We start from the raw sequence: 21,144 nt of genomic DNA, 5'->3' as shown, positions 1-21,144 counted from the left end.
GGCCGCCGTTTCCCGGTGGCCGGTGTTGGTGGGGGCGTTAGTTGGCCGTAATGGCGTGCCGCTGGGCGTCGTAGGCGCTGGCCACCATCTGCTCCACGGAGTGCCGCATCTTCCAGTCGAGATCGCGGGCGGCCAGCGTGCCGTCGGCCACGATCCGGTCCGGATCCCCTGCCCGCCGCGGACCGATTTCGGGTTCGAAATCGATCCCCGTGACGTCGGCCATCGCCGTCATGATCTGGCGCACGGACAGCCCGTCCCCGGATCCGAGGTTGTACACCCGCTCCAGCGGCTTGCCCGCCTCGAGCGCCTGGGCGGCGGCCACATGCGAGGTGGCCAGGTCCGCCACGTGCACGTAGTCGCGCACGCAAGTTCCGTCCGGCGTGTTGTAGTCGATGCCGTTGATGCGCGGCGTCTTACCGGCCGTGAGCGCCCGCAGCACGATCGGGAAAAGGTTGTGGGGGCTGGTGTCGTAAAGCTCGGGCGCACCTGAGCCGACCACGTTGAAATACCGCAGCGAGGTGTGGCTCAGGCCCCGGGCCCTGCCCTGGTCACGGATCAGCCACTCGCCGATGAGTTTGCTCTCGCCGTAGGGCGATTCCGGGTTGGTGGGCGTCGCTTCGGTGACGATGTCGCCGGTGGGCGTGCCGTAGGTGGCCGCGGACGAGGAGAACACCAGTTTGTCGACGCCGGTGAGCTCCATGGCCTTGAGCAGTTGCGCGGTGCCCGTGACGTTCTGTTCATAAGTCAGCAGCGGCTCCTGGACGGAAACCCCGGCGTACTTGAAACCGGCCAGGTGGATCACCCCGGTCACCGCGTGCTCCCGCAGCGTGCGGGCCACGAGGTCGGCGTCGAGGATGCTGCCATGGATGAACGGCACATCGGCCGGCACGAACTCACGGTGCCCGCTGGAGAGGGAGTCAATCACCACCGGCTGAATCCGGGCACCGCGCAAAGCGGAAACCACATGAGAACCGATATATCCTGCACCGCCAGTTACGAGCCACGTCATGGCTCCACCCTATCTAATCCCACGAGCCCCGGCCGCCCCACCGCAATAGACACGTCATCATGCACCTGGTTTAAGACGACGAATCCCGGACCGCGGAGGCGGCCCGGGATTCGCTGTGCTCTATTGTGCAGTTCAGTGTTGCCGTTCAGGTGCTAGCTCCTGCGGGCGTAGCCTTCCCACTTGCTGGCCTGGTGTTCGCCGTCGACAAAGCGGATCGTGCCGGACTTGGAGCGCATCACGATGGACTGGGTAAGGACCTTGTCCTTGGAGTAGCGGACGCCCTTGAGGAGGTCGCCGTCGGTGATGCCGGTGGCCGCGAAGTAGCAGTTGTCGCTGGAGACGAGGTCGTTGGTCGAGAGCACGCGCTCCAGATCGTGGCCGGCGTCGATCGCCTTCTGCTTCTCTTCGTCGCTCGTGGGCCACAGGCGGCCCTGGATGACGCCGCCGAGGGACTTGATGGCGCAGGCCGCGACGATGCCTTCCGGGGTTCCGCCGATGCCCATGAGGGCGTCGACTCCGGTGCCGGCACGCGCAGCGGCGATGGCCCCCGCGACGTCGCCGTCCATGATGAACTTCGTGCGGGCGCCGGCTTCGCGGATTTCCTCCACGAGGGGGCGGTGCCGGTCGCGGTCCAGGATCATGACGTTGAGCTGGTTGACCTTGACGCCCTTGGCCTTGGCGATCAGGTGCAGGTTCTGCTTGACCGGCAGGCGCAGGTCCACCATGTCGGCCGCTTCCGGGCCGGTGACGAGCTTTTCCATGTAGAACACGGCGGAGGGATCGAACATGGAGCCGCGTTCGGCCACGGCCAGGACGGCCAGGGCATTGTTGATGCCAAGGGCGGTCAGCCGGGTTCCGTCGATGGGGTCGACGGCGACGTCGCACTCGGGGCCGGTGCCGTCACCGACGTGCTCGCCGTTGAACAGCATCGGGGCTTCGTCCTTCTCGCCCTCACCGATGACAACGACGCCGTTGAAGTGCACGGTCTGCAGGAAGGAGCGCATGGCGTCCACGGCGGCGCCGTCGGCCTTGTTCTTGTCGCCGAAACCCACCCAGTGGCCGCCGGCGATGGCCGCGGCTTCCGTGACGCGGACAAGTTCCAGCGCGAGGTTGCGGTCAGGCTCATCGATCCCGACGGCGAGCGAGGGGGAAAGCGTGGAGTACTTCTGGGACATGGGCGCTGGTGTCACGTGAACCTCTTCTTCGAGTGGCGGTCGTTGAACCCGTACGGCCAGGATCGATCCGTCGCGGTGATTCGTCTGATATTGATCATAGTCGGGGCGGACCCGGAAGGTCATGGGATGACCGGCGCGTGACGCACTTCACCGCCGGAGGGGCCGCTGCGCCGCGAATGTGAGATCGGCCCGGACATGCGCGACTATAGAGGGGTGAGTGAATTGCAGGACGCTTCCCCCGCCGCCCCCGGTTCGCCGGCTGGCAGCTCCCCCGCGGCAGACCCGGCCCCTTCCGGACAGCCGCCCGTGAAGCCCGTCATCGCCGCCGCGGCGGCCAAACGCGCCAACGCCTCCGTGATGGGCATGATCATCGCCCTGGTGGTGAGCATCGCCGCGTTCCTGCCGATCGTCCTCATGAACCCGTCTCCGAAGACCGACGGTTACCGGCCCAACGTCAATGTCAGCGCCACCGCGCAGAACGCGGCGGGTGTGGCGGGATTCACACCCGTGGCGGCCGATACCGGCGACACATTCCGCGCCAACTACGCCCGTTGGGAGTCCGGCGCCGGCAGCGGCGTCCCCGCCTGGGAAGTCGGCTACCTGACGCCCAAGGAATCCTTCATCGCCCTCGTGCAGACCCGCACAGCCAACCCCACCTGGCTCCTGCAGCAGACCAAGAACGCTCCCGTGACCGGCACCCGCAACGCCGGCGGCCGCGACTGGGAACTGCGCGACACCGGCAAGGGCGAGAAATCCATGGTGCTGACTGATCGCGGCACCACCGTCATCCTCTCCGGATCCGCGACGCTGGAGGAGTTCTCCGCCCTGGCCACCGCCGTGGTGAAGTCGCTCGAAAGCAATCCGGCCGCCGGGGCATCGTCCAGCGCGCCAAGCGCAACAGTTTCACCTTCGGCCAGCCCTTCACCGTAAAGTGGCCACGTGGCTACTTATCTGACTCCCGCACTCGCCTGGCAGCGTCTCCGTGAAGGCAACAAGCGTTTTGTCGCCGGCACGTCCTCACACCCCAACCAGGACGCGTCGCGACGCTCGTCGCTGGTTGAAAACCAGCACCCCTTCGCGGTGATCTTCGGTTGCGCCGACTCCAGGCTTGCCGCCGAAATCATCTTCGACCTCGGCCTCGGGGACGCCTTTGTGGTTCGCACCGCCGGCCAGGTGATCGACGACGCCGTCCTCGGCTCGCTGGAATACAGCGTCAGCGAACTGGACGTCCCTCTGATCGTCGTCCTGGGGCACGACAGTTGTGGTGCTGTCACCGCAACCAAGAACGCCGTGGAAACCGGCCAGATGCCGGTCGGTTTCATCCGCAGCCTGGTGGAGCGGATCACCCCGTCCGTGTTGACCTCGCTGCGTAACAATCAGACCGACGTCAACGACATGGTGGTCGAGAACGTCAAGCAGACCTCGCAGCGGCTGGTGGACAGTTCCCGGGTGATTTCGGGCGCAGTCGACAGCGGCCGCACCGCCGTGATCGGCCTCGCCTACAGCCTGGCTGACGGCCGGGCCGATCTCGTTTCCAGCATCGGCAGGCTGTAAACCCCGGCGCCCGGCCGTCGCAGCCTGCTCACGGTTTTCGGTGGGACTCCTACTCCCAATAAGCTAGCCCCATGACTTCCACAGATGAGTTGAACACCGAAGAGTTCCGCATTGAACACGACACGATGGGCGAAGTCCGCGTTCCCGTGAACGCCCTGTACCGCGCACAGACGCAGCGGGCAGTCGAGAACTTCCCCATCTCCGGCAAGACCCTGGAGCGCGCCCACATCGAAGCCCTGGCACGGGTGAAGAAGGCCGCCGCCCAGGCAAACGCAGAACTGGGGGTGCTCGACGGCGAGCTCGCCCAGGCGATTGCCGACGCAGCCGACCAGGTTGCGGCCGGCAAGTACGACGGCGACTTCCCGATTGACGTCTTCCAGACCGGCTCCGGCACGTCCTCGAACATGAACACCAACGAGGTCATCGCCGAGCTCGCCACGCGGGCCCTCACGTCTGCCGGAAGCGACAAAGTTGTGCACCCGAACGACCACGTCAATGCCTCGCAGTCCTCCAATGACGTCTTCCCCACGTCCGTCCACGTCGCCGCCACGTCCGCCCTGATCAACGATCTGATCCCGGCCCTCGGCTACCTGGCGGAGTCGCTGGAGCGCAAGGCCACCGAATTCAAGGACGTCGTGAAGTCCGGCCGCACGCACCTCATGGACGCCACCCCCGTCACGCTGGGCCAGGAGTTCGGCGGCTACGCCGCGCAGGTCCGCTACGGCATCGAGCGCATCAACGCCGCCCTCCCCCGCGTCGCCGAGGTCCCGCTTGGCGGCACCGCCGTGGGCACCGGCATCAACACGCCGGCCGGATTCCCGGAGCGCGTGATCGAACTGCTGGCGGCCGACACCGGACTGCCCCTGACCGAGGCCCGCGACCACTTCGAGGCCCAGGCCAACCGGGACGGCCTCATCGAAGCGTCCAGCCAGCTGCGCAACATCGCGATTTCCTTCATGAAGATCAACAACGACCTGCGCTGGATGGGCTCCGGCCCCAACACCGGCCTCGGCGAAATCGCCATCCCGGACCTGCAGCCGGGCTCGTCGATCATGCCGGGCAAGGTCAACCCCGTCATCTGCGAAGCCTCCATCATGGTCTGCGCACAGGTGATCGGCAATGACACCGCCATCGCGTGGTCCGGCACCAACGGCGCCTTCGAACTCAACGTCGGCATCCCGGTCATGGCCGCCAACCTCCTTGAATCCGTGCGCCTGCTGGCCAACACCAGCCGCGTCATGGCCGACAAGATGATCGACGGCATCACCGCGAACGTCGAGCGCGCCCGCTTCCTCGCCGAGGCCTCGCCGTCGATTGTGACCCCGCTGAACAAGTTCATCGGCTACGAGAACGCCGCCAAGATCGCCAAAAAGGCCGTGGCCGAGGGCCTGACCATCCGTGAGACGGTCGTCTCCATGGGCTTCCTCGAGCGCGGCGAACTGACCGAAGAGCAGCTGGACACCGCACTGGACGTCATGTCCATGACGCGCCCGCCGCACAAGGCCTAACGGCTCCGGGCGGCGCCGCCCCCGAAGAGAACATCCGCCGCCGGCCGGCATCCTTCCTGGAAGGGTGCCGGCCGTCGGCATGTCTGCACCGCAGGTCAGAACTTAGACCCTGGGCGGTTCCCCGCCGGCGGCCTCCCGCTCCTGCGCCGTGTACGCCGCCGCGGCCGCGGCATCCGCCATGCTGGCACCGCCGATCCGTGCCTCCCGCAACCGCCGCGTCTTGGCGGACTGGACGGAGAAGGCAGCATCGACGTTCCCGGCGGCATAGGTCAGGGCGTCTTCGGCGCGGATGCCGAGGCCGCCGGCGGTCAATACGGCGTCCTGGTTGGCGCCCAAATATGTGAACTGCCAGCCCCACTGGCTCTGCTGCCGCTGGACCAGGGCCTTGACCAACTCGCCCGTGGCCTCGCGCGAGGAGTTCTCGTGGCCGTCCGTCAGCACGGCCACCAGCACAGTGCCGGGGCGCTCGTCCTCCGGAAGGGCCGCCAGTTCCGCACCCGCTTCGCCGATCAGCCGGACCATGGCGTCGTGCAGGGCGGTGCTGCCCCGCGGCTGCAGGTCCAGCGCCGGCACGTCCTGGATGTCCACCGAGGCGTAGACGCGCTCGTAGGTGTCATCGAACTGCGCCAGCGACAGCCGGCACCGGCCCGCCACTGCCCGCTGTTCGCGGATGAACGCCGCAAACCCGCCCACAGTGTCATCGGCGATGGCGCTCATCGACCCGGAACGGTCCAGGAGGACGTACACGTGCGTCAGGGCTGAATCTGTCATGCTTCCCCATTTCCGGCCCCGACGGCGCTTCTGCCTCGTCGCGGGCCACCTGTTGCCAGCGGTATGGCTGGACAGGAGCAGGCTACAGCCGGGCAGCGACATTATTGCCGGCAACAGCCCAAAGCATCTTTTGCACTATTTATGATTAAGTGCAAAAATACACTCCATGGGAAACAGTGCAATTACTTCGGGCGGCCTCCGCGAGCGCAAGCGGGCCGCAACACGGGCGGCGATTACCGCCGTCGCGCGTTCCCTGACCGCCGAACGCGGCCTCAGCGGCTACACCGTGGAGGAAGTCTGCGAGCGCGCGGGCATCTCCCGCCGGACCTTCTTCAACTACTTCCCTGCCAAGGAAGATGCGATCCTGGGCCACGTCGACGACGACTTTCCGGAAGAGGTGGTGGCCCGGTTCATGGCGGGCGGCGCGGGTTCGCCCGCCGGGGAAATCTCGGCCTCACTCCTCGCCGACCTCGTGCGCCTGTCCCTTGATCTGTCCGAGCGGATGAGCGGCTCCGAGGAAGAGACCCGCCAGCTGATCGGGGTGATCAAGAAGGAACCCCAACTGATGCTGAAGATCATCGGCGCCACCGAGGAACGCGAGGCCGACTTCGCCCGGTTGCTCGCGGCCAGGGAAGGCGTACCTGCCGATCATCCCGTAGTCCGCATGGCCGTGGTCCTCCTCGGAAACGTCGCCAGGAAAACCAGCGCCGACTACTTCTCCGAGGGCAACGCCCGCCCCTACAAGGACTTGCTGCTGGAAAACATTGCAGCAGCCCGCACGCTCTTCTCCCTGCCGTTCACCATGTCCCAGTTCGACACAGTCCACTTCGACGGAGTCGAGTCAAATACAGTCCAGCCCAACCCTTCCGAAGGAGCGCAATGAGCGCCGCCGTCAGCACCAAGCCAGCAGCCGAGCCGCTGCTGCTGACCCAGAAACGCATCTGGATCATCTTCTCCGCCCTCATCGCGGGCATGCTGCTCTCCAGCCTTGACCAGACCATCGTCTCCACCGCCATGCCGACGATCGTCGGCAAGCTCGGCGGCGTGGAACACCAGGCCTGGATTACCACTGCCTACCTGCTCGCCACCACCATCGTCATGCCCATCTATGGAAAGTTCGGCGACATCCTGGGCCGCCGGAACCTGTTCCTCATCGCCATCGGGCTCTTCACCCTCGCCTCTGTCGGGTGCGCCCTCGCCACCGACTTCTGGGGCTTCGTGGTCTTCCGCGCCATCCAGGGCCTCGGCGGCGGCGGCCTGATGATCCTGTCCCAGGCCATCATCGCCGACATCGTTCCGGCCAAGGAGCGCGGCAAGTACATGGGCCCGCTGGGCGCAATCTTCGGCCTCTCCGCCGTCGCCGGACCGCTGCTGGGCGGTTTCTTCGTGGACCACCTGACCTGGGAATGGGCCTTCTACATCAACATCCCGATCGGCATCGCCGCGTTCACCATCGCCTGGTTCACCCTGACGCTGCCGAACAAGAAGGCCGAGAAGCGGATCGACATCCTGGGCGTGCTGCTGCTCTCCGCGGCCACGACGTGCCTGATTTTCTTCACCGACTTCGGCGGCAAGAAGGACGAAGGCTGGGATTCCCCGCTGACGTGGGCGTTCGGCGCCGGGCTGGTGCTCGCCGCTACGGCCTTCATCCTGGTGGAGCGCCGGGCGGAGGACCCCATCATTCCGTTGAGCCTGTTCAAGAACCGGATCTTCGTGAACTCCACCGCCATCGGCTTCACCCTCGGGCTGGGCATGTTCGCGGCTATCGCCTTCGTCCCGACCTTCCTGCAGATGTCCTCCGGGACCTCCGCCGCCGAATCCGGCCTGCTGATGCTGCCCATGATGGTGGGACTCATGGGCATGGCCATCTTCTCCGGCATCCGCATTTCCAAGACCGGCAAGTACAAGATGTTCCCGATCCTCGGGGCCACCCTGACCATCGCGGCAATGCTGTGGTTGACCACACTCACGGCCGCCACGCCCATCTGGGCCATCTGCGTGCAGCTGTTCGTCTTTGGCGCCGGCCTGGGCTCGATCATGCAGGTGATTGTCCTGGTGGTCCAGAACTCGGTGCCGGCGGACCAGATCGGCACGGCCACGAGCACCAACAACTACTTCCGCGAGGTGGGCGCATCCCTGGGCGTCGCGGTGTTCGGCTCCATCTTCACCACCCGGCTCTCCGAGTCCCTGACCAATGCCTTTACCGGCGCCGGGGCGTCCGCTGAGCAGGCGTCGCAGTCCACCCGGACGATGGACCCCCAGGTCCTCAGCCAGCTCCCGGCGCAGCTCAAGGACGCGATTGTCAACGCCTACGCGGACTCGCTCGCCCCCGTCTTCTGGTACCTGCTGCCCTTCCTGGTCATCGCCCTGATTCTGGCCCTGACCCTCAAGCAGATCCCCCTGTCGGACACCGCCGGCATGGTGGCCCGCGGCGAAGCAGTCGGCGGCGAGGAAGCCGAGCGGCTCGAGGCGGAACGGGCGGCAGCCCGCCACGCCGCCGACGCCGCAGAGTCCACGGGGCCCGAAGGGCTTTCAGCCCACGGCAACACCGGTGGGTCCGGCCACGAAGACGAGCTCACCCGCCTGCGCGGCTGAGGGTCCGGAAACTGACGGTCCGGAGACGGCCCGTCAGCAGCCGGTGAGTGCCAGCAGGGGCGCCGCAACCTTTGGGGGTGCGGCGCCCCTGCCGCGTGCCAGCCGGTCGGCTCCGGCAGGCCGGGATGGCCGTGCAGTCGGCCTATCCGGCGGTCGGCAGCAGCATGGCGGCGGCCGTGCCGGCCAGCATGAAGGGCCCGAAGGGAATGGCCGACTGCAGCGTCCCGCGCCGTGCGGCGAGCAATCCGAGACTCCACAGCCCGCCGAGGACGAACGCCGCAAAGGTCCCCGCCATGACGTGCCCCCAGCCCAGGAATCCCAGGTACATTCCCAAGACGCCCGCGAGTTTCACGTCGCCGAATCCCATTCCCGGCGGATATACCGCGTGCAGGAGAAAGTAGAAAAGCCAGAGGGCTGCCCCGCCGGCCAGGACACGGAGCCCCGGAATGCCGAATGCCCCGGCGTCGGCTGTGCCGGCCACGTCCTGCCCGCCGGGAAGCAACTGGCTGGTCGCCGCGCCCAGCAGAAGGACTCCGGCGATCCCATAGGAGGGAAAGACGATCCTGTCCGGGAGCAGGTGGTGCCGGACGTCAATGACCGTGAGCCGAACGGCCATCACGAAGAAATACGCGCACGCAGCCAGGGCAAGCCAGAAAGCCAGCGGGTTGGCGGCGCCCAGGGTGCCGAGTCGTTCGATCACCCTCGGATGCTACTTGATATTCGTCCGGCCCGGCGGTCCCCGCGCGTAAACTGTGGATATGGCCGCATGGGACAGCACGAACCGGCGCGGGCCGGACGCGCCCCGCGGCCCGGCGGAGAAGGCCGCGGCCTTCCGGAACCTGTGCCGGTCATCGCCCTGGAAGTGGCAGTCGCTGAGGTTCGAGTACCTGGACCGGCCGCTCACGGTTTCCGCGGTTTCCCCGGCCGCCCCCTCCCCCGGCGACCTCGTCAGGGGGTGGCTGCGCCGGCCCGGTGCCTTGCGGCTGGAGACTGCCGACGGACTGGTCATCGGCAGCACCACCGGCATCAATGACTCCCGCGGCGGCTTCTATATCAGCTCCACGAGGAAGACCTGGCTCCTACCCCCGCAGTTGGTTACGCCGGTGTACGACGACGACGGGCTGGTGCGCCGCCGCCCGGAGGCAGCTTATGGCGAGCCGTCGTTCGGCAACGGCAGGTTCGCCGCCGTCCTGGACCCGGTGGAGCTTGCGGGGAACGCCCCCGTCCCGTTGGAGTTCCCCAACTCCAACGCCGTCGAGCTTGGCCCCATCACGGAGGTAGACCACGAGGGCCGGCCGGCCCTGGAATCGACGGTCAGCCCGAACCTCTCCTACCGTCCCGCCGATCCCGGAGCCCCGCTATGCCGTCCGGGACGCACACTGCTGAGGATTGACGCCGGCACGGGCGTCTGCGTTGCGAGCCGCTGGCTGGGCGCGCCCGGGGCCGGCTCAGAGCAGGACGGTTACGGGCACTGGCTCCGCATCCTGGGCGTCGACGAATACATGCTCGATGACCTGTTCCTGGCCGAATCGATGAACCTCACGGACGTCCGGCGCCACATCAGCTGGGACGTCCCCGCGGAGTAGCCCGGCCGTGACTCGCATCCGCCCGCCGGCACCGCTAGGCTTCGCCGATGACTGAACCCGCCGACTACTGGCCCCCTTTCGGATTGAGCCTGACCACGCCGCGTCTTCAGCTGCGCCCCATCCGCGACGCGGACATTCCGGCCGCGGTCTCAGCCGCCCTGAGCGGCGTGCACGAGCCGGGCCGCAGCCCCTTCAGCAGGCCCTGGGCCGAATCCCCCGCTGAGGAGCTCGGCCCGAACATGGCGCAGTGGTACTGGCGGTGCCGCGGGAACATGACACCGCAGGACTGGACTCTCCTGCTCGGCATCTGGCACGAGGACGAATTCGTCGGATGCCAGGACGTCGAGGCCAAAGACTTCGCCACGCTGAAGACGGTCACCACGGGCTCCTGGCTGCGGCAAAGCGTGCACGGCCAGGGCCTCGGCAAGGAAATGCGGGCCGCCGTCGCCCTCTACGCCTTCGACTGGCTCGGCGCCGAAGTGGCGGAATCCGAGGCCGCCGCCTGGAACCAGCAGTCCCTGGGCGTCTCACGCTCCCTCGGCTACGAGCTCAACGGCGTCACCCGCGCCGCCTGGGGCGGCAAGGCCCAGGGGGTCCAAAACGTCCGACTCACCCCCGCCACCTTCAAACGCCCCGACTGGCAGCTAGAGGTAGAAGGCCACGAACCCACGGCCAAATTCCTGGGCATCCACCAATAGCCCCAGCGGGGCCGCGGCGTCCGCCGTCGCTCAGACGCCTCCTGTCGCTTCCCGTCGCTGGGTTGCGGTGGTTGCGGGTGCCGTGGTTGGGTTCGCCGGACCGCCACCTTTCGCCGTCGCTTAGACACGACGCATGGGACCCGCTGCGGTCGCTGGGCGACCTCCGGGGATCCGATGCGCCGCGATGCGCTCCTCTACGAAAGACGGCGACCCGGCTGGTGGGCGTCTCACCATCGCGGGGCAGCGGTGTCCCGCTAAGGAGCGCATCGCCGACCAAAGCGAAGCGAAGGTCGCCCAGCGACCGCAGCGCAGCGACGGGAGGTGTCTAAGCGACGGCGGGACGCCGCTGCCCGGCGAACCCAACGACGGCAAACCCAACCACGGTTATCCAACCACGGTTACCCAACCACAGCGAAGGGCCGTGGTCCGGCGAACCGGACCACGGCCCCCAACCTCGGGAGGCTAGATCTCCGCCCCCTCCAGCAGCTCCGTCACGAGGGCTGCGATCGGCGAGCGCTCCGAGCGGGTGAGGGTGATGTGGCCGAACAGCGGGTGTCCCTTCAGGGTCTCGACGACGGCCGCCACGCCGTCGTGCCGTCCCACCCGCAGGTTGTCCCGCTGGGCGACGTCGTGCGTCAGGACGATCTTGGAGTTCTGGCCGATCCGGCTCATCACTGTCAGCAGCACATTCTTCTCCAGGGACTGCGCCTCGTCGACGATCACGAATGCGTCGTGCAGGGAGCGTCCGCGGATGTGCGTCAGCGGCATGACCTCAAGCATGCCCCGGTCCATCACTTCCTCCACCACTTCCTGGCTGACCAGCGCGCCCAGGGTGTCAAAGACCGCCTGCGCCCACGGGTTCATCTTTTCCGCTTCGGACCCGGGCAGGTAGCCGAGTTCCTGGCCGCCCACCGCGTACAGGGGGCGGAAGACGATCACCTTGCGGTGCTCCCGGCGCTCCAGGACGGCTTCGAGACCGGCGCACAGGGCCAGTGCGGACTTGCCCGTGCCGGCCCGGCCGCCGAGGGACACGATGCCGACCGACGGGTCCATCAGGAGGTCGATCGCCAACCGTTGCTCGGCCGAGCGGCCGTGGAGTCCGAAGACGTCGCGGTCGCCCTTCACGAGCCTGACCTGTTTGTCCGCCCCTACCCGTCCGAGGGCCGAGCCGCGGCTGGACAGCAGGACCAGCCCGGTGTTGGTCGGCATCTCGGCCGCCGCCGGGATGAATACCGGCTCGTGCCCGTACAAGGTGGCAACCTCGTCCTCGCCCGCGTCGAGCTCGGCGACGCCGGTCCAGCCGGAGTCCTTGACGAGTTCATTGCGGTACTCGTCGGCCAGCAGCCCCATGGCCGAGGCCTTGACGCGCATCGGCAGGTCCTTTGACACCACCGTCACGTCGCGGCCCTCGTTGGCCATGTTCTTGGCCACCGCGAGGATGCGGCTGTCGTTGTCCACCCCGCGGAACCCGGCGGGCAGCACCTCGGCGGAGATATGGTTCAGCTCCACCATGAGCGTGCCGCCGTCGGGGCCCAGCGGGATGGGACGGTCCAGGCCGCCGTGCTCGAGCCGCAGGTCATCGAGCAGCCGGAGGGCTTTGCGCGCAAAGTAACCCAGCTCTGGGTCGTGGCGCTTTCCTTCGAGCTCGGTGATGACAACGATCGGCAGGATGACCTCGTGCTCGGCGAAGCGCAGGAGGGCCCGCGGATCGGAGAGCAGGACGGAGGTATCGATCACGAAACTGCGGGCCGTGCCCCGGCTCCCTGTTCCTTCCCCGGAAACAGCAAGACCGGCCGCCGCGGAATCCGCTGCACCGGTCTTTGAGGTGGCTCGCTTGGCGCGAGAGGTAGCTTTCTGTCCCTGATCGGAAATGACGTCGGGCAGTTGCTCAGAAATAGCCACATCGACTCCAGCCCCGGGGCAATGCCCGGAATTGTTATTGGTGAGGCGGCTCGGCCTGGAGGCCGGACGCGGCCTCCCATACACCCGGTGCGAAAATCCGCTCCATGTACTGGCCTCCCCGATCGGCCGGCGAATTGCCTGCCGATGGGATTAACGTACGTCTCCGGGGGCCGGTTTGTCCGATAATTTTTCGGCGATTCTTGTTGCCGTCTTGTGAACTCCGCGTGAACCGCTCAGGCGCCGAAGCGGCGCTGCCTGCCGGCGTAGTCGCGCAGGGCACGCAGGAAATCCACCTTGCGGAACGCCGGCCACAAGGCCTCGCAGAAGTAGAACTCACTGTACGCGCTCTGCCACATGAGGAATCCGGACAGCCGCTGCTCCCCGGAGGTCCGGATCACCAGGTCCGGATCCGGCTGGCCCCGGGTGTAGAGGAAGCGCGAGATGTCATCCACGGTGAGTTCATCGGCCAATTGTCCAATGTCCGCTCCCCGGGCGACGGCGTCGTGCAGCAGTTCCCGGACGGCGTCGACGATCTCCCGCCGTCCGCCGTAGCCGACGGCGACGTTGACGTGCAGCCTCTCCTGCGCGGGCGTGCGCGCCGTCAGGTTGTTCAGCCGCTCGGCGAGGTAGTCCGGCAGCAGCTCGGGGGCGCCCATGGCGTGAACCGAGATGTTGGCGTCCTCGTCCAGCCGGTCCAGGGTGTTGGCGATGATGCCCATCAGGAGGTCGAGTTCCTCGCCGGAGCGGTTCATGTTGTCCGTGGAGAGCATGTACAAGGTGACCACCTTGATGCCCAGCTCCTGGCACCAGCCGAGGAATTCGTGGATCTTGTCCGCGCCGGCCTGATGGCCCTGGCTCGTGGGGGCGTTGAACTGGCGGGCCCAGCGCCGGTTGCCGTCGACCATGACGCCGACGTGGCGCGGGATCCGTTCAGGATCGAGGGAGCGCTGGAGCTTGCGCTCGTAAAAGCCGTAGAGGAATCCGGGCATTTCCATCCGGAGATTCACCTGGCTTCCTTGAGGTACTTGTTCAGTGCACATCCTAGGCTACCTGCCGGAGGGCCGTGCCGGGTGCAGCTCCGTCACAGGACAGCCCCGGACCGCTTGTTACTCACCGGTAACTTACTAGGGCGTAGGTTACTATTACGGCATGGAAAGCAACAGTCCGGAGCCCCGGCCGGAGCCTCCGGCGAAGCGGGCAACCCCGGTGGACGACGCCGCGGTGCGCCTGGCTGAACTGCTGATGATCAAGCCCAAATGGCGGGGCTGGATCCACACCGTCACCGCCCCGCTGGCACTGGCCGCCGGGCTGGTGCTGGTGATCCTGGCGCCGCCGGACCTGAAGGTGGCCTGCGCCGTCTATGCCGTTACCGGGGTCCTGCTGTTCGGCGTCAGTGCCGTCTATCACCGCGGGAACTGGTCACCGCGCGTGAAGATCGTCCTGAAGCGGCTGGATCACACGAACATCATGCTGGTGATCGCCGGAAGCTACACGCCGCTCGCCTGGGCCCTGCTGGACCGGCAGCAAGCCGAAGTGCTGCTCTGGGTGATCTGGTCCGGGGCCATCCTCGGTGTGCTGTTCCGCCTGCTGTGGACCAATGCCCCGCGGTGGCTCTACGTGCCGATCTATATCGCACTCGGCTGCGGCTCGCTGTTCTATCTGCCGGACTTTTTCGCCGCCAACGCTGCCTCGGCGGTGCTGATCTGCGTCGGCGGGGTCCTGTACATCACGGGAGCCGTGTTCTATGCGCTGAAGAAGCCGAATTTCAGCTACGAACACTTCGGCTTTCATGAACTGTTCCATGCGCTGACGGTCTTTGCCTTCGCCGCGCACTACATCGCCATTGCCATCGCGGTCCTGGGCTGACGCCGGCTGCGCTGATTCTCCCCACCTTTGAGACAGCGACGCCGGGACTCGCCGGCAGTTCGGCCCGACACGCCGGGCGCCGGCTTCAATCGTGGGGAATTCCGGCGTCAGGAGCTGGCCCCGGCTCAGCCGGGATGCCCTGCCGCAATGAGCTCGGGCAGCAGCCGCATGTCTGAAAAGACGGTGGTTCCGGGACCGGCCAATCGGGAAGCCGGGGTGACACCGCCGGCATACGCGAAGACGTGCATTCCCGCCGCCCGGGCGGCCTGGACGCCGTAGGCGCTGTCCTCGACGACGGCGCACCGCCCGGGAGCGGTGCCCAGGCTCGCCGCGGCGTGGAGGAACAGGTCCGGCGCGGGTTTGCCGTTGGCCACCTCTGTGGCGCTGTAGATGCGGCCCTGGAAGCGGCGCAGCAGCCCGGTCTTGCCCAGGGTCCGGCGCATCTTTTCGTGGCTGCCGCTGGAGGCGACACAGTGCGGCAGGGACAGCCGGTCCAGGGCGTCCTCGATGCCATCAACGGCCTCGAGGTCACGTTCAAACGCCTCCTGGTACCAGCGACCGTAGTCGCGGTCCCAGCCGTCGGCCAGCCGGACCCCGAGCTGCTGTTCCACGGCGGCCACAAAGTGCGCCTCGGATTTTCCGACGAACCGTTCCACGATGTCATCGAGTTCCAGGTCCCAGCCGAGATCGGCCAGCACTCGCTGGTCCACCCGGATGGCGATCACCTCGGAATCCACCAGCACACCGTCGCAATCGAACACCACCAGCTCAAAGCCGTCCTGACCAGTCATGAGGACATCCTAGCCAGCTGCCCGCGCATTTCTTCGACGGAAGTCGAGGGGAGGCCGCAGACCATGCCGCGGCACAGGAACACCTGCGGGGCGCCGTCCGGGCCCGCGCCGCGGCCCTGCAGCAGCGGTATTGGCCGGGCGGCGCCGTCGTCCTGGACCGCGACCACCAGCCCGGGGCTCGCCGAGAGCAGCAGCTCCCGGTGCAGCACGGCCCGTTCCGGGGTGTCCGGTCCGGCGACGGCGGCCTCGATGGGACCGGCGAGGGCGGCCTGGGCGGTCGCGAGCAGCCAGCCGGCGGCGCGGGGCGCCTGGCCCGCAAGCGGAGGAAGCAACAGGGCGAGGATGCTGGCCGCCAGGGTGCGGTGTTCGGACGAGCCGGAGAAGGCCGAGTGGGTCAGCAGTGCACCGGCCAGCGCGGCGGCGCCGCTGGGGGTGGCGCCGTCGAACGGTTCCAGGCCGTCACGGCCGCCCTGGGCGGCCGTGACCTGCGCGGACTCCCCCGCAGCGTCCCTCAGGCCGCCGTCGGCCGCGAACCGCCTGCAGGCGGCGTCCAGAATGGCCTCGGCCAGCCCATACCGGCGGGTGTGCCCGGTAACCGCATAGAGCGCGAACAGCCCCTCGGCGCAGAAGGCGTAGTCCTCCAGCAAACCGCCGATTCCGCCCGCCACTCCGTCATGGGAGACGCGCAGAAGCCTGCCGGGGCCATCCGCCGCGGGCCGCCAGTGCACGCGCTCAAGATAGTCCGCGATCCGCTCCGCCGCGGCCACAAGCTCCGGGCGTACCAGGACGGCGCCGGCGTCGGCGAGGGCGGCGACTGCCAGCCCGTTCCAGCCCGCCACCACCTTGTCATCCCGGCCGGGCTGGGGCCGGTTCCTGCGCGCCTGCGCCAGCAGCGGGCGCACCCGCTGCCACAGCGCGGCGTCCCCGCCGGACATCTCCCGGCCCGGATGCAGCGGCGAACCGTCGGCGGTCACGCTTCCGGGCATTCGGACGTTCATGAGGGCCGCCACGGCGGCGCCGTCGGCCGGGCCCAGGAGCGACTCCAGGCCGCCGGGAGTCCACAGGTAGCTGGCCCCCTCGGCGTGCACGCCGTCGACGACCGTGTCGGCGTCCAGCGACGACGCCAGGGCCACGACCCCGGTGTCCGGTCCCGTCGCAGCGACCGCCGCAGGGGCTGGTGCCGGGCCCGTCGCAGGTGCCAGCCCGAGGCGGGCCAGGAGCCAGTCGGCGGTAAGCCCGGCAATCCCGGCGGCCTCGGCCGCCGGGTACTCCGGCGTGCCGCCCAGCCGGACCCAATGGACATAGACGCGCAGCAACTGGGCGTTGTCGTAGAGCATTTTCTCGAAGTGCGGAACGGACCAGTCTCCCGTCACCGAATAGCGCGCGAAGCCGCCGTCGAGCTGGTCGAACAACGCCGAGCGGGACATTGCTGCCAGGCACCGACCGGCCATGTCCCGGGCCGCCGTCGCGGTCTCCAGGCCCGCGGAGTCCCGGCCAGCGGTGTCCGGAGCGGTTGCCGGCGGCATGCTGTCCGAGGGCACTGCGGCGTGACGGATCAGGAATTCGAGCACGGCCGCGGGCGGGAACTTCGGTGCGCCGCCGAAGCCGCCGTGGGCCCGATCCTCGGCGCCGGAGAGGGCGGTGACGGCTTCGCCAAGGAGCGCCGCGTCCAGGGGTTCGGGCGGCCCGTCGAGGCGCAGGGCGGCTGCCGGCTGGGAGGCGGCGATGCCGCGCGCCAGGGTGGCCGCGTTGGCCTCGACGGCGCCGCGGCGTTCCGTCCAGGCTTCGCTCACGGCTTCAAGGACCTGCCGGAAGGACGGACGGCCCGGCATGGGCCGGGGTGGGAAATAGGTGCCGGCATGGAAGGCGCGGCCATCGGGCAGGAGGAAGACGGACATCGGCCAGCCGCCCTCGCCGCTGATCGCCTGCGTCGCTGTCATGTAGACGGCATCGACGTCGGGGCGCTCTTCCCGGTCCACCTTGATGGAGACAAAGTGGGCGTTCAGGTAGTCGGCGGTGTCATGGTCCTCAAAGGATTCATGGGCCATGACGTGGCACCAGTGGCAGGCCGCGTAGCCGATTGAGAGGAACACCGGCACGTCCCGGGCGGCAGCGGCGGCGAAGGCCGCGTCACCGAACGGCTGCCAGTGCACGGGGTTGCCGGCGTGCTGGCGCAGGTACGCAGAGGGTTCCGCCGCCAGGGCATTCGATGCCCCGGACGGCGGGTTGGGGAATCCGCGGTCAGCGGGTTCCGGGTCCCGCATCGCCGTTGACTTCCGGCCGGTTAACCGCGCCGTCGGACCGGGAAACCCCGCCGTCGGCGGGGAAGGCCGTGCCGTCAGCGCGGAAGGCAGCGCCGTCGGCAGGGAATACGCCGCCCGGGGCCCCTGGTTCCTGGGATGCTTCCCCGGCGGCCGCACGCTCTTCCTCCACCTGGGCACGGTAGCGGACCCGGCGGATACGCCGCACCATGTCCACGATCAGCAGCGCGGTCAACACCACGATGAAGGCTGTCAGCAGGAAGCCCAGCAGACCCGGGGTGACCTGGTCCTCGGACAGGCCCGGGCGCAGCGACGGCGTTGGGGTCGGCGCCGGGGTGGTTGCCAGGGCGATGAGCAAGGAGTGCACGGTGGAAAACCTTCTGTGGAAACTGGTGTCTTTTTCTGCGGCGACTTTTCTACAGTGCTTTGTCTACAGCATCTTTTCTACACTGGATAGAAGAGCCCTTTCGTGTCTATCTTAGCCCGGCGAAGAGGTCCGTTTCGGGCAGATCCACGGGGATCCGGGATTCGATCAGGGAGTAGTCCTCCCACGGCCAGACCTTGCGCTGCATAGCCGAGGAGACCGCGAAGAAGAATCCTTCCGGGTCCACCTGGGTTCGGTGCGAGCGGAGTGCGTCGTCGCGGGCTTCGAAGAAATCGCCGCACTGGACCTGGGTTGTGGTGGGGTGCGTCGGCGGCGGCGGGGTATGCCCTTCGGCGTCCGCTTCCAGCCACGCAGCGAGCCGCTCGGCATACGGGGACTGCAGGCCGGCCTCCTCCAGCGCGGAGTGGAGGGCACGGAAACGGTCCGGGCTGAAGGCGCGGTCGTAGTAGAGCTTGCTGGGCTCCCAGGGTTCCCCGGCGTCCGGATACCGGGCAGGATCGCCGGCCGCCGCGAAGGCCTCGACGGCCACCCGGTGCGCCATGATGTGGTCCGGGTGCGGGTAGCCGCCGTTCTCGTCATAGCTGAGGATTACGTGGGGCTTGAAGTCCCGGACCAGCCGGACCAGCGGCGCGGCCGCCCGCTCCAGCGGCTGCAGGGCGAAGCACCCGGGCGGCAGGGCTGGCAGGGGGTCGCCCTCGGGCAGCCCGGAATCGACGAAGCCGAGCCAGCGCTGCCGGATGCCGAGGACGTTCGCGGCGGCGTCCATCTCCAGCCGGCGTGCCCCTGCCATGTCGCGTTTGGGGTGCGGTTGCCCCTCCATCGCGGGGTTCTGGATGTCGCCGCGGGAGCCGTCGGTGCACGTGGCCACCAGGACGTCCACGCCGGCGGCAGCATACATCGCCATCGTGGCGGCACCCTTGCTGGATTCGTCGTCGGGATGAGCATGGACCGCCAGCAGACGAAGCGGTGCTGACGGGCTGGGGGATGCTGTCATCGTGGGACGGCTCCTCTTTCTGCTGTGCTGCCCTGTTGGGTGCGTCTGTTGGTGTGCGGCTTGGTCTGTGCGGCCAGCCGGAAATATCCCGGTCCGATCCACACTAAACTGGACTGGTGACTTCCGAGGACCAGCCTGCCGCGCCGGCACCTAACAGCCTATCCAATCGTTACGGCGGCCAAAAGCGCGCGCTGTCCCGCAAGGTCAAACGCAATATCCTGATCGCCGCCCTCGCCGTGGGCATTGCCTTTCTGGCCTGGGTCTCGACGTCGGCGGCCATCGGCGGTGTCAGCTACAAGGATGTCGGCTACAGCACCCCCGACGCCACGGTCACGGAAATCGACTTCCAGGTCACGAAGGACCCGGCAGCGGAGGCGAAATGCGCTGTGAAGGCCATGGACTCGAAGTTCGCGATTGTTGGCTGGAAGGTTGTGGACATCGGGCCGAACGCGGCCGATGCCGGCACGGACGGCGGACGCACCACAGCCCACCGCACCCAGCTGCGCACGGAATCCCAGGCGGTCTCCGCCGTCGTGGACAGCTGCTGGATTCCCGACGCCGGACAATAACGGGACCACAGGCCGCGGCAAGTGCCGGGCCGCGCACGCAGTGATGCCGTCCGAGGCTGCTTGGGACACCGTGTGATCCACGCCGCAGTCCTCTTTGGTTTATCCACAGGATTGACTACAATGGATCAATACCTTTCCCCCGCTGAGCTGGTTACTGCGTCATAAAAGTGGCCACCGTGGCGGGGTCTTTGCTTGTATGACCACCCAAAGGAGAAGTCCGTGTCTACCACCAACAGCGCAACTGCGGCTTGGCTTACCCAGGAAGCTTTTGACCGCCTGAAGGCAGAGCTGGACAACCTTTCCGGCCCCGGCCGGGCAGAAATCGTCCAGAAGATCGAAGCGGCGCGCCAGGAGGGCGACCTCAAGGAGAACGGTGGCTACCACGCTGCCAAGGAGGAGCAGGGCAAGATCGAGGCCCGCATCCGCCAGCTCACGGCCCTCCTCCGGGACGCCCACGTCGGGGAGGCCCCGGCCGACGACGGCATCGTGGAGCCCGGCATGATCGTCGTGGCCAGGATTGCCGGCGACGAGGAGAGCTTCCTGCTCGGCTCCCGTGAAATTGCCGGCGACTCGGACCTGGATGTCTTCAGCGAGAAGTCCCCCCTCGGCGCGGCCATCGTCGGACACAAGGAGGGCGACAAGCTCAGCTACACCGCCCCGAACGGCAAGGACATCACGGTGGAGATCATCTCCGCCAAGCCGTACGCCGGCTGACACCAGCGACATAACAGCGACGCCGGTCTCCCCTCGCGGGGAGGCCGGCGTTGTTTTTTTCCGCCCGTTGGCGGGGGCTGTTGGGGCCGGCCGGTTTGGCCGGAGTCCTGGGGAGGTGTCCTCTTCCCGGGGTATTCAGCGTCCCGCGGACAGCGCCCCGGGGCGCCTGGTGCTCAGCAGCAGCGCGGCTGTGATGCCGCCGATAGCCCCGCCCAGGTGGGCCTGCCATGAGACGAAACTGGCCACGGTGGGCAGGATTCCGAACAGGATGCCGCCGTAGGCCATGAACAACACCACGGACAGGGCGATCTGCCACCAGTTCCGGTTGATGAAGCCGCGGACCAGGAGGAACGCGAAGAGCCCGAACACCAGCCCGGAGGCGCCCACAGTGACGCTGGCGCCGCCGATGAGCCACACCACGAGCCCGGATGCCAGCCAGCTGGCGGCCAGTGCGGTGATGAACACCCGTCGCCCGGAGAGGAACACGAGGAAGCCGAAGATGATCAACGGGAGCGTGTTGGACATCAGGTGGGCCAGGCTGGAGTGCAGCAGCGGAAAGGTCAGGATGTCCAGGATCCCGTCCAGGCTGCGCGGCCGCAGCCCGAAAGTGCGGTTCAGGGAGTGGAACAGTGCGGTGTTGAGGATCTCGATCAGGTAAAGCAGCACCACGAAGGAGCCGACCACCAGCAGTCCCCGGCGGGCCCGCACCGCGGTGCTCTCCCCTTCCCGCGGCTCGCCGCCCCCAAACGCGTCCGTCACCATGGCC

General features: G+C 67.7%; 21 protein-coding genes. 10 read left to right on the top strand and 11 right to left on the bottom strand.

Features of this window, described 5'->3' with window-relative positions; translation table 11 throughout:
* Positions 1–37: 37 nt before the first annotated feature.
* Positions 38–1,009, bottom strand: a complete 972-nt coding sequence (gene galE / locus AC1DBX_RS08075; protein WP_223914156.1) for a UDP-glucose 4-epimerase GalE — start codon at positions 1,007–1,009, stop codon at positions 38–40.
* Positions 1,010–1,161: 152 nt separating this feature from the next.
* Positions 1,162–2,184 (bottom strand): class II fructose-bisphosphatase, encoded by a 1,023-nt coding sequence (gene glpX / locus AC1DBX_RS08070; RefSeq protein ID WP_028277383.1) that lies wholly within the window; start codon positions 2,182–2,184, stop codon positions 1,162–1,164.
* A 195-nt stretch (positions 2,185–2,379) separates the two neighbouring features.
* Between glpX and AC1DBX_RS08065 the strand changes: the two genes are divergently transcribed.
* From AC1DBX_RS08065 to AC1DBX_RS08055, 3 genes are all read left to right on the top strand, one after another.
* Positions 2,380–3,114 carry a DUF4245 domain-containing protein gene (locus AC1DBX_RS08065; RefSeq protein ID WP_476931493.1) on the top strand — a complete coding sequence of 245 codons (735 nt, stop codon included), beginning with the start codon at positions 2,380–2,382 and terminating at the stop codon, positions 3,112–3,114.
* Between the two features lie 9 nt (positions 3,115–3,123).
* Positions 3,124–3,738 (top strand): carbonic anhydrase, encoded by a 615-nt coding sequence (locus tag AC1DBX_RS08060; RefSeq protein ID WP_028277382.1) that lies wholly within the window; start codon positions 3,124–3,126, stop codon positions 3,736–3,738.
* 71 nt (positions 3,739–3,809) lie between these two features.
* Complete coding sequence (locus AC1DBX_RS08055) at positions 3,810–5,246, top strand: class II fumarate hydratase (protein WP_079553135.1); 1,437 nt, start codon at positions 3,810–3,812, stop codon at positions 5,244–5,246.
* Positions 5,247–5,348: 102 nt separating this feature from the next.
* On the opposite strand, the gene AC1DBX_RS08050 is transcribed toward AC1DBX_RS08055, so the two are convergent.
* The gene (locus tag AC1DBX_RS08050; protein ID WP_476849085.1) at positions 5,349–6,017 is read right to left on the bottom strand and encodes a VWA domain-containing protein; all 669 of its coding nucleotides are present in this window, start codon (positions 6,015–6,017) and stop codon (positions 5,349–5,351) included.
* A 166-nt stretch (positions 6,018–6,183) separates the two neighbouring features.
* Here AC1DBX_RS08050 and AC1DBX_RS08045 point away from each other — a divergent pair, with 166 nt between their 5' ends.
* Complete coding sequence (locus AC1DBX_RS08045; protein ID WP_476871255.1) at positions 6,184–6,900, top strand: TetR/AcrR family transcriptional regulator; 717 nt, start codon at positions 6,184–6,186, stop codon at positions 6,898–6,900.
* Complete coding sequence (locus tag AC1DBX_RS08040; RefSeq protein ID WP_476871254.1) at positions 6,897–8,612, top strand: MDR family MFS transporter; 1,716 nt, start codon at positions 6,897–6,899, stop codon at positions 8,610–8,612. Before AC1DBX_RS08045 ends, AC1DBX_RS08040 begins: the two co-directional genes overlap by 4 nt.
* 142 nt (positions 8,613–8,754) lie before the next feature.
* Here AC1DBX_RS08040 and AC1DBX_RS08035 read toward each other — a convergent pair whose 3' ends face one another.
* Positions 8,755–9,312, bottom strand: a complete 558-nt coding sequence (locus AC1DBX_RS08035) for a prepilin peptidase (RefSeq protein WP_476931492.1) — start codon at positions 9,310–9,312, stop codon at positions 8,755–8,757.
* A 58-nt stretch (positions 9,313–9,370) separates the two neighbouring features.
* Between AC1DBX_RS08035 and AC1DBX_RS08030 the strand changes: the two genes are divergently transcribed.
* A complete protein-coding gene (locus AC1DBX_RS08030) occupies positions 9,371–10,198 on the top strand; it encodes a hypothetical protein (RefSeq protein ID WP_476931491.1) in 828 nt (275 codons plus the stop codon).
* 47 nt (positions 10,199–10,245) lie between these two features.
* Positions 10,246–10,896, top strand: coding sequence for a GNAT family N-acetyltransferase (locus tag AC1DBX_RS08025; RefSeq protein ID WP_476931490.1), 651 nt, complete (start codon positions 10,246–10,248; stop codon positions 10,894–10,896).
* Positions 10,897–11,358: 462 nt separating this feature from the next.
* On the opposite strand, the gene AC1DBX_RS08020 is transcribed toward AC1DBX_RS08025, so the two are convergent.
* Positions 11,359–12,798 (bottom strand): PhoH family protein, encoded by a 1,440-nt coding sequence (locus AC1DBX_RS08020; protein WP_028277376.1) that lies wholly within the window; start codon positions 12,796–12,798, stop codon positions 11,359–11,361.
* A 233-nt stretch (positions 12,799–13,031) separates the two neighbouring features.
* Positions 13,032–13,793, bottom strand: a complete 762-nt coding sequence (locus AC1DBX_RS08015; RefSeq protein ID WP_043436292.1) for an isoprenyl transferase — start codon at positions 13,791–13,793, stop codon at positions 13,032–13,034.
* A 154-nt stretch (positions 13,794–13,947) separates the two neighbouring features.
* Between AC1DBX_RS08015 and trhA the strand changes: the two genes are divergently transcribed.
* A complete protein-coding gene (gene trhA / locus AC1DBX_RS08010; protein WP_230009209.1) occupies positions 13,948–14,664 on the top strand; it encodes a PAQR family membrane homeostasis protein TrhA in 717 nt (238 codons plus the stop codon).
* Between the two features lie 125 nt (positions 14,665–14,789).
* Here trhA and AC1DBX_RS08005 read toward each other — a convergent pair whose 3' ends face one another.
* The 4 genes from AC1DBX_RS08005 to mca all read right to left on the bottom strand — a co-directional run bounded on the left by AC1DBX_RS08005 (position 14,790) and on the right by mca (position 19,095).
* Complete coding sequence (locus tag AC1DBX_RS08005; protein WP_230012707.1) at positions 14,790–15,455, bottom strand: HAD family hydrolase; 666 nt, start codon at positions 15,453–15,455, stop codon at positions 14,790–14,792.
* Positions 15,452–17,719 (bottom strand): thioredoxin domain-containing protein, encoded by a 2,268-nt coding sequence (locus AC1DBX_RS08000; protein ID WP_476931489.1) that lies wholly within the window; start codon positions 17,717–17,719, stop codon positions 15,452–15,454. The genes AC1DBX_RS08005 and AC1DBX_RS08000 overlap by 4 nt, the downstream gene beginning before the upstream one ends.
* A complete protein-coding gene (locus AC1DBX_RS07995; protein WP_476931488.1) occupies positions 17,697–18,083 on the bottom strand; it encodes a hypothetical protein in 387 nt (128 codons plus the stop codon). The genes AC1DBX_RS08000 and AC1DBX_RS07995 overlap by 23 nt, the downstream gene beginning before the upstream one ends.
* 106 nt (positions 18,084–18,189) lie before the next feature.
* Positions 18,190–19,095, bottom strand: coding sequence for a mycothiol conjugate amidase Mca (gene mca, locus AC1DBX_RS07990; protein ID WP_476931487.1), 906 nt, complete (start codon positions 19,093–19,095; stop codon positions 18,190–18,192).
* A gap of 116 nt (positions 19,096–19,211) precedes the next feature.
* Here mca and AC1DBX_RS07985 point away from each other — a divergent pair, with 116 nt between their 5' ends.
* A complete protein-coding gene (locus AC1DBX_RS07985; RefSeq protein ID WP_476849093.1) occupies positions 19,212–19,664 on the top strand; it encodes a DUF4307 domain-containing protein in 453 nt (150 codons plus the stop codon).
* 219 nt (positions 19,665–19,883) lie between these two features.
* On the top strand, positions 19,884–20,378 hold the full coding sequence (greA, locus tag AC1DBX_RS07980) for a transcription elongation factor GreA (RefSeq protein WP_028277369.1): 495 nt from the start codon (positions 19,884–19,886) through the stop codon (positions 20,376–20,378).
* 135 nt (positions 20,379–20,513) lie between these two features.
* Here the strand turns inward: greA and AC1DBX_RS07975 are convergent, their stop codons facing one another.
* Positions 20,514–21,140: a rhomboid family intramembrane serine protease gene (locus AC1DBX_RS07975; protein WP_476931486.1), complete on the bottom strand. Its 627-nt coding sequence runs from the start codon at positions 21,138–21,140 to the stop codon at positions 20,514–20,516.
* Positions 21,141–21,144: the final 4 nt, after the last annotated feature.

The sequence above is a fragment of the Arthrobacter sp. 10N44_2 genome (genome assembly GCF_056394385.1).
The sequence above is the reverse complement of the archived record's forward strand: the minus strand, read 5'-3'. Positions and strand labels throughout refer to the sequence as shown.

Bases quoted from the DNA above. Each gene is read 5' to 3' on its own strand.
- AC1DBX_RS08055 (WP_079553135.1), top strand. From the start codon at position 3,810: ATGACTTCCACAGATGAGTTGAACACCGAAGAGTTCCGCATTGAACAC.
- AC1DBX_RS08000 (WP_476931489.1), bottom strand. From the start codon at position 17,719: ATGCGGGACCCGGAACCCGCTGACCGCGGATTCCCCAACCCGCCGTCC.
- mca (WP_476931487.1), bottom strand. From the start codon at position 19,095: ATGACAGCATCCCCCAGCCCGTCAGCACCGCTTCGTCTGCTGGCGGTC.
- AC1DBX_RS08015 (WP_043436292.1), bottom strand. From the start codon at position 13,793: ATGGAAATGCCCGGATTCCTCTACGGCTTTTACGAGCGCAAGCTCCAG.
- AC1DBX_RS08065 (WP_476931493.1), top strand. From the start codon at position 2,380: ATGCGCGACTATAGAGGGGTGAGTGAATTGCAGGACGCTTCCCCCGCC.
- AC1DBX_RS08025 (WP_476931490.1), top strand. From the start codon at position 10,246: ATGACTGAACCCGCCGACTACTGGCCCCCTTTCGGATTGAGCCTGACC.
- trhA (WP_230009209.1), top strand. From the start codon at position 13,948: ATGGAAAGCAACAGTCCGGAGCCCCGGCCGGAGCCTCCGGCGAAGCGG.
- AC1DBX_RS08045 (WP_476871255.1), top strand. From the start codon at position 6,184: ATGGGAAACAGTGCAATTACTTCGGGCGGCCTCCGCGAGCGCAAGCGG.
- AC1DBX_RS08040 (WP_476871254.1), top strand. From the start codon at position 6,897: ATGAGCGCCGCCGTCAGCACCAAGCCAGCAGCCGAGCCGCTGCTGCTG.
- AC1DBX_RS08005 (WP_230012707.1), bottom strand. From the start codon at position 15,455: ATGACTGGTCAGGACGGCTTTGAGCTGGTGGTGTTCGATTGCGACGGT.
- AC1DBX_RS08050 (WP_476849085.1), bottom strand. From the start codon at position 6,017: ATGACAGATTCAGCCCTGACGCACGTGTACGTCCTCCTGGACCGTTCC.
- glpX (WP_028277383.1), bottom strand. From the start codon at position 2,184: ATGTCCCAGAAGTACTCCACGCTTTCCCCCTCGCTCGCCGTCGGGATC.
- AC1DBX_RS08030 (WP_476931491.1), top strand. From the start codon at position 9,371: ATGGCCGCATGGGACAGCACGAACCGGCGCGGGCCGGACGCGCCCCGC.
- AC1DBX_RS07975 (WP_476931486.1), bottom strand. From the start codon at position 21,140: ATGGTGACGGACGCGTTTGGGGGCGGCGAGCCGCGGGAAGGGGAGAGC.
- galE (WP_223914156.1), bottom strand. From the start codon at position 1,009: ATGACGTGGCTCGTAACTGGCGGTGCAGGATATATCGGTTCTCATGTG.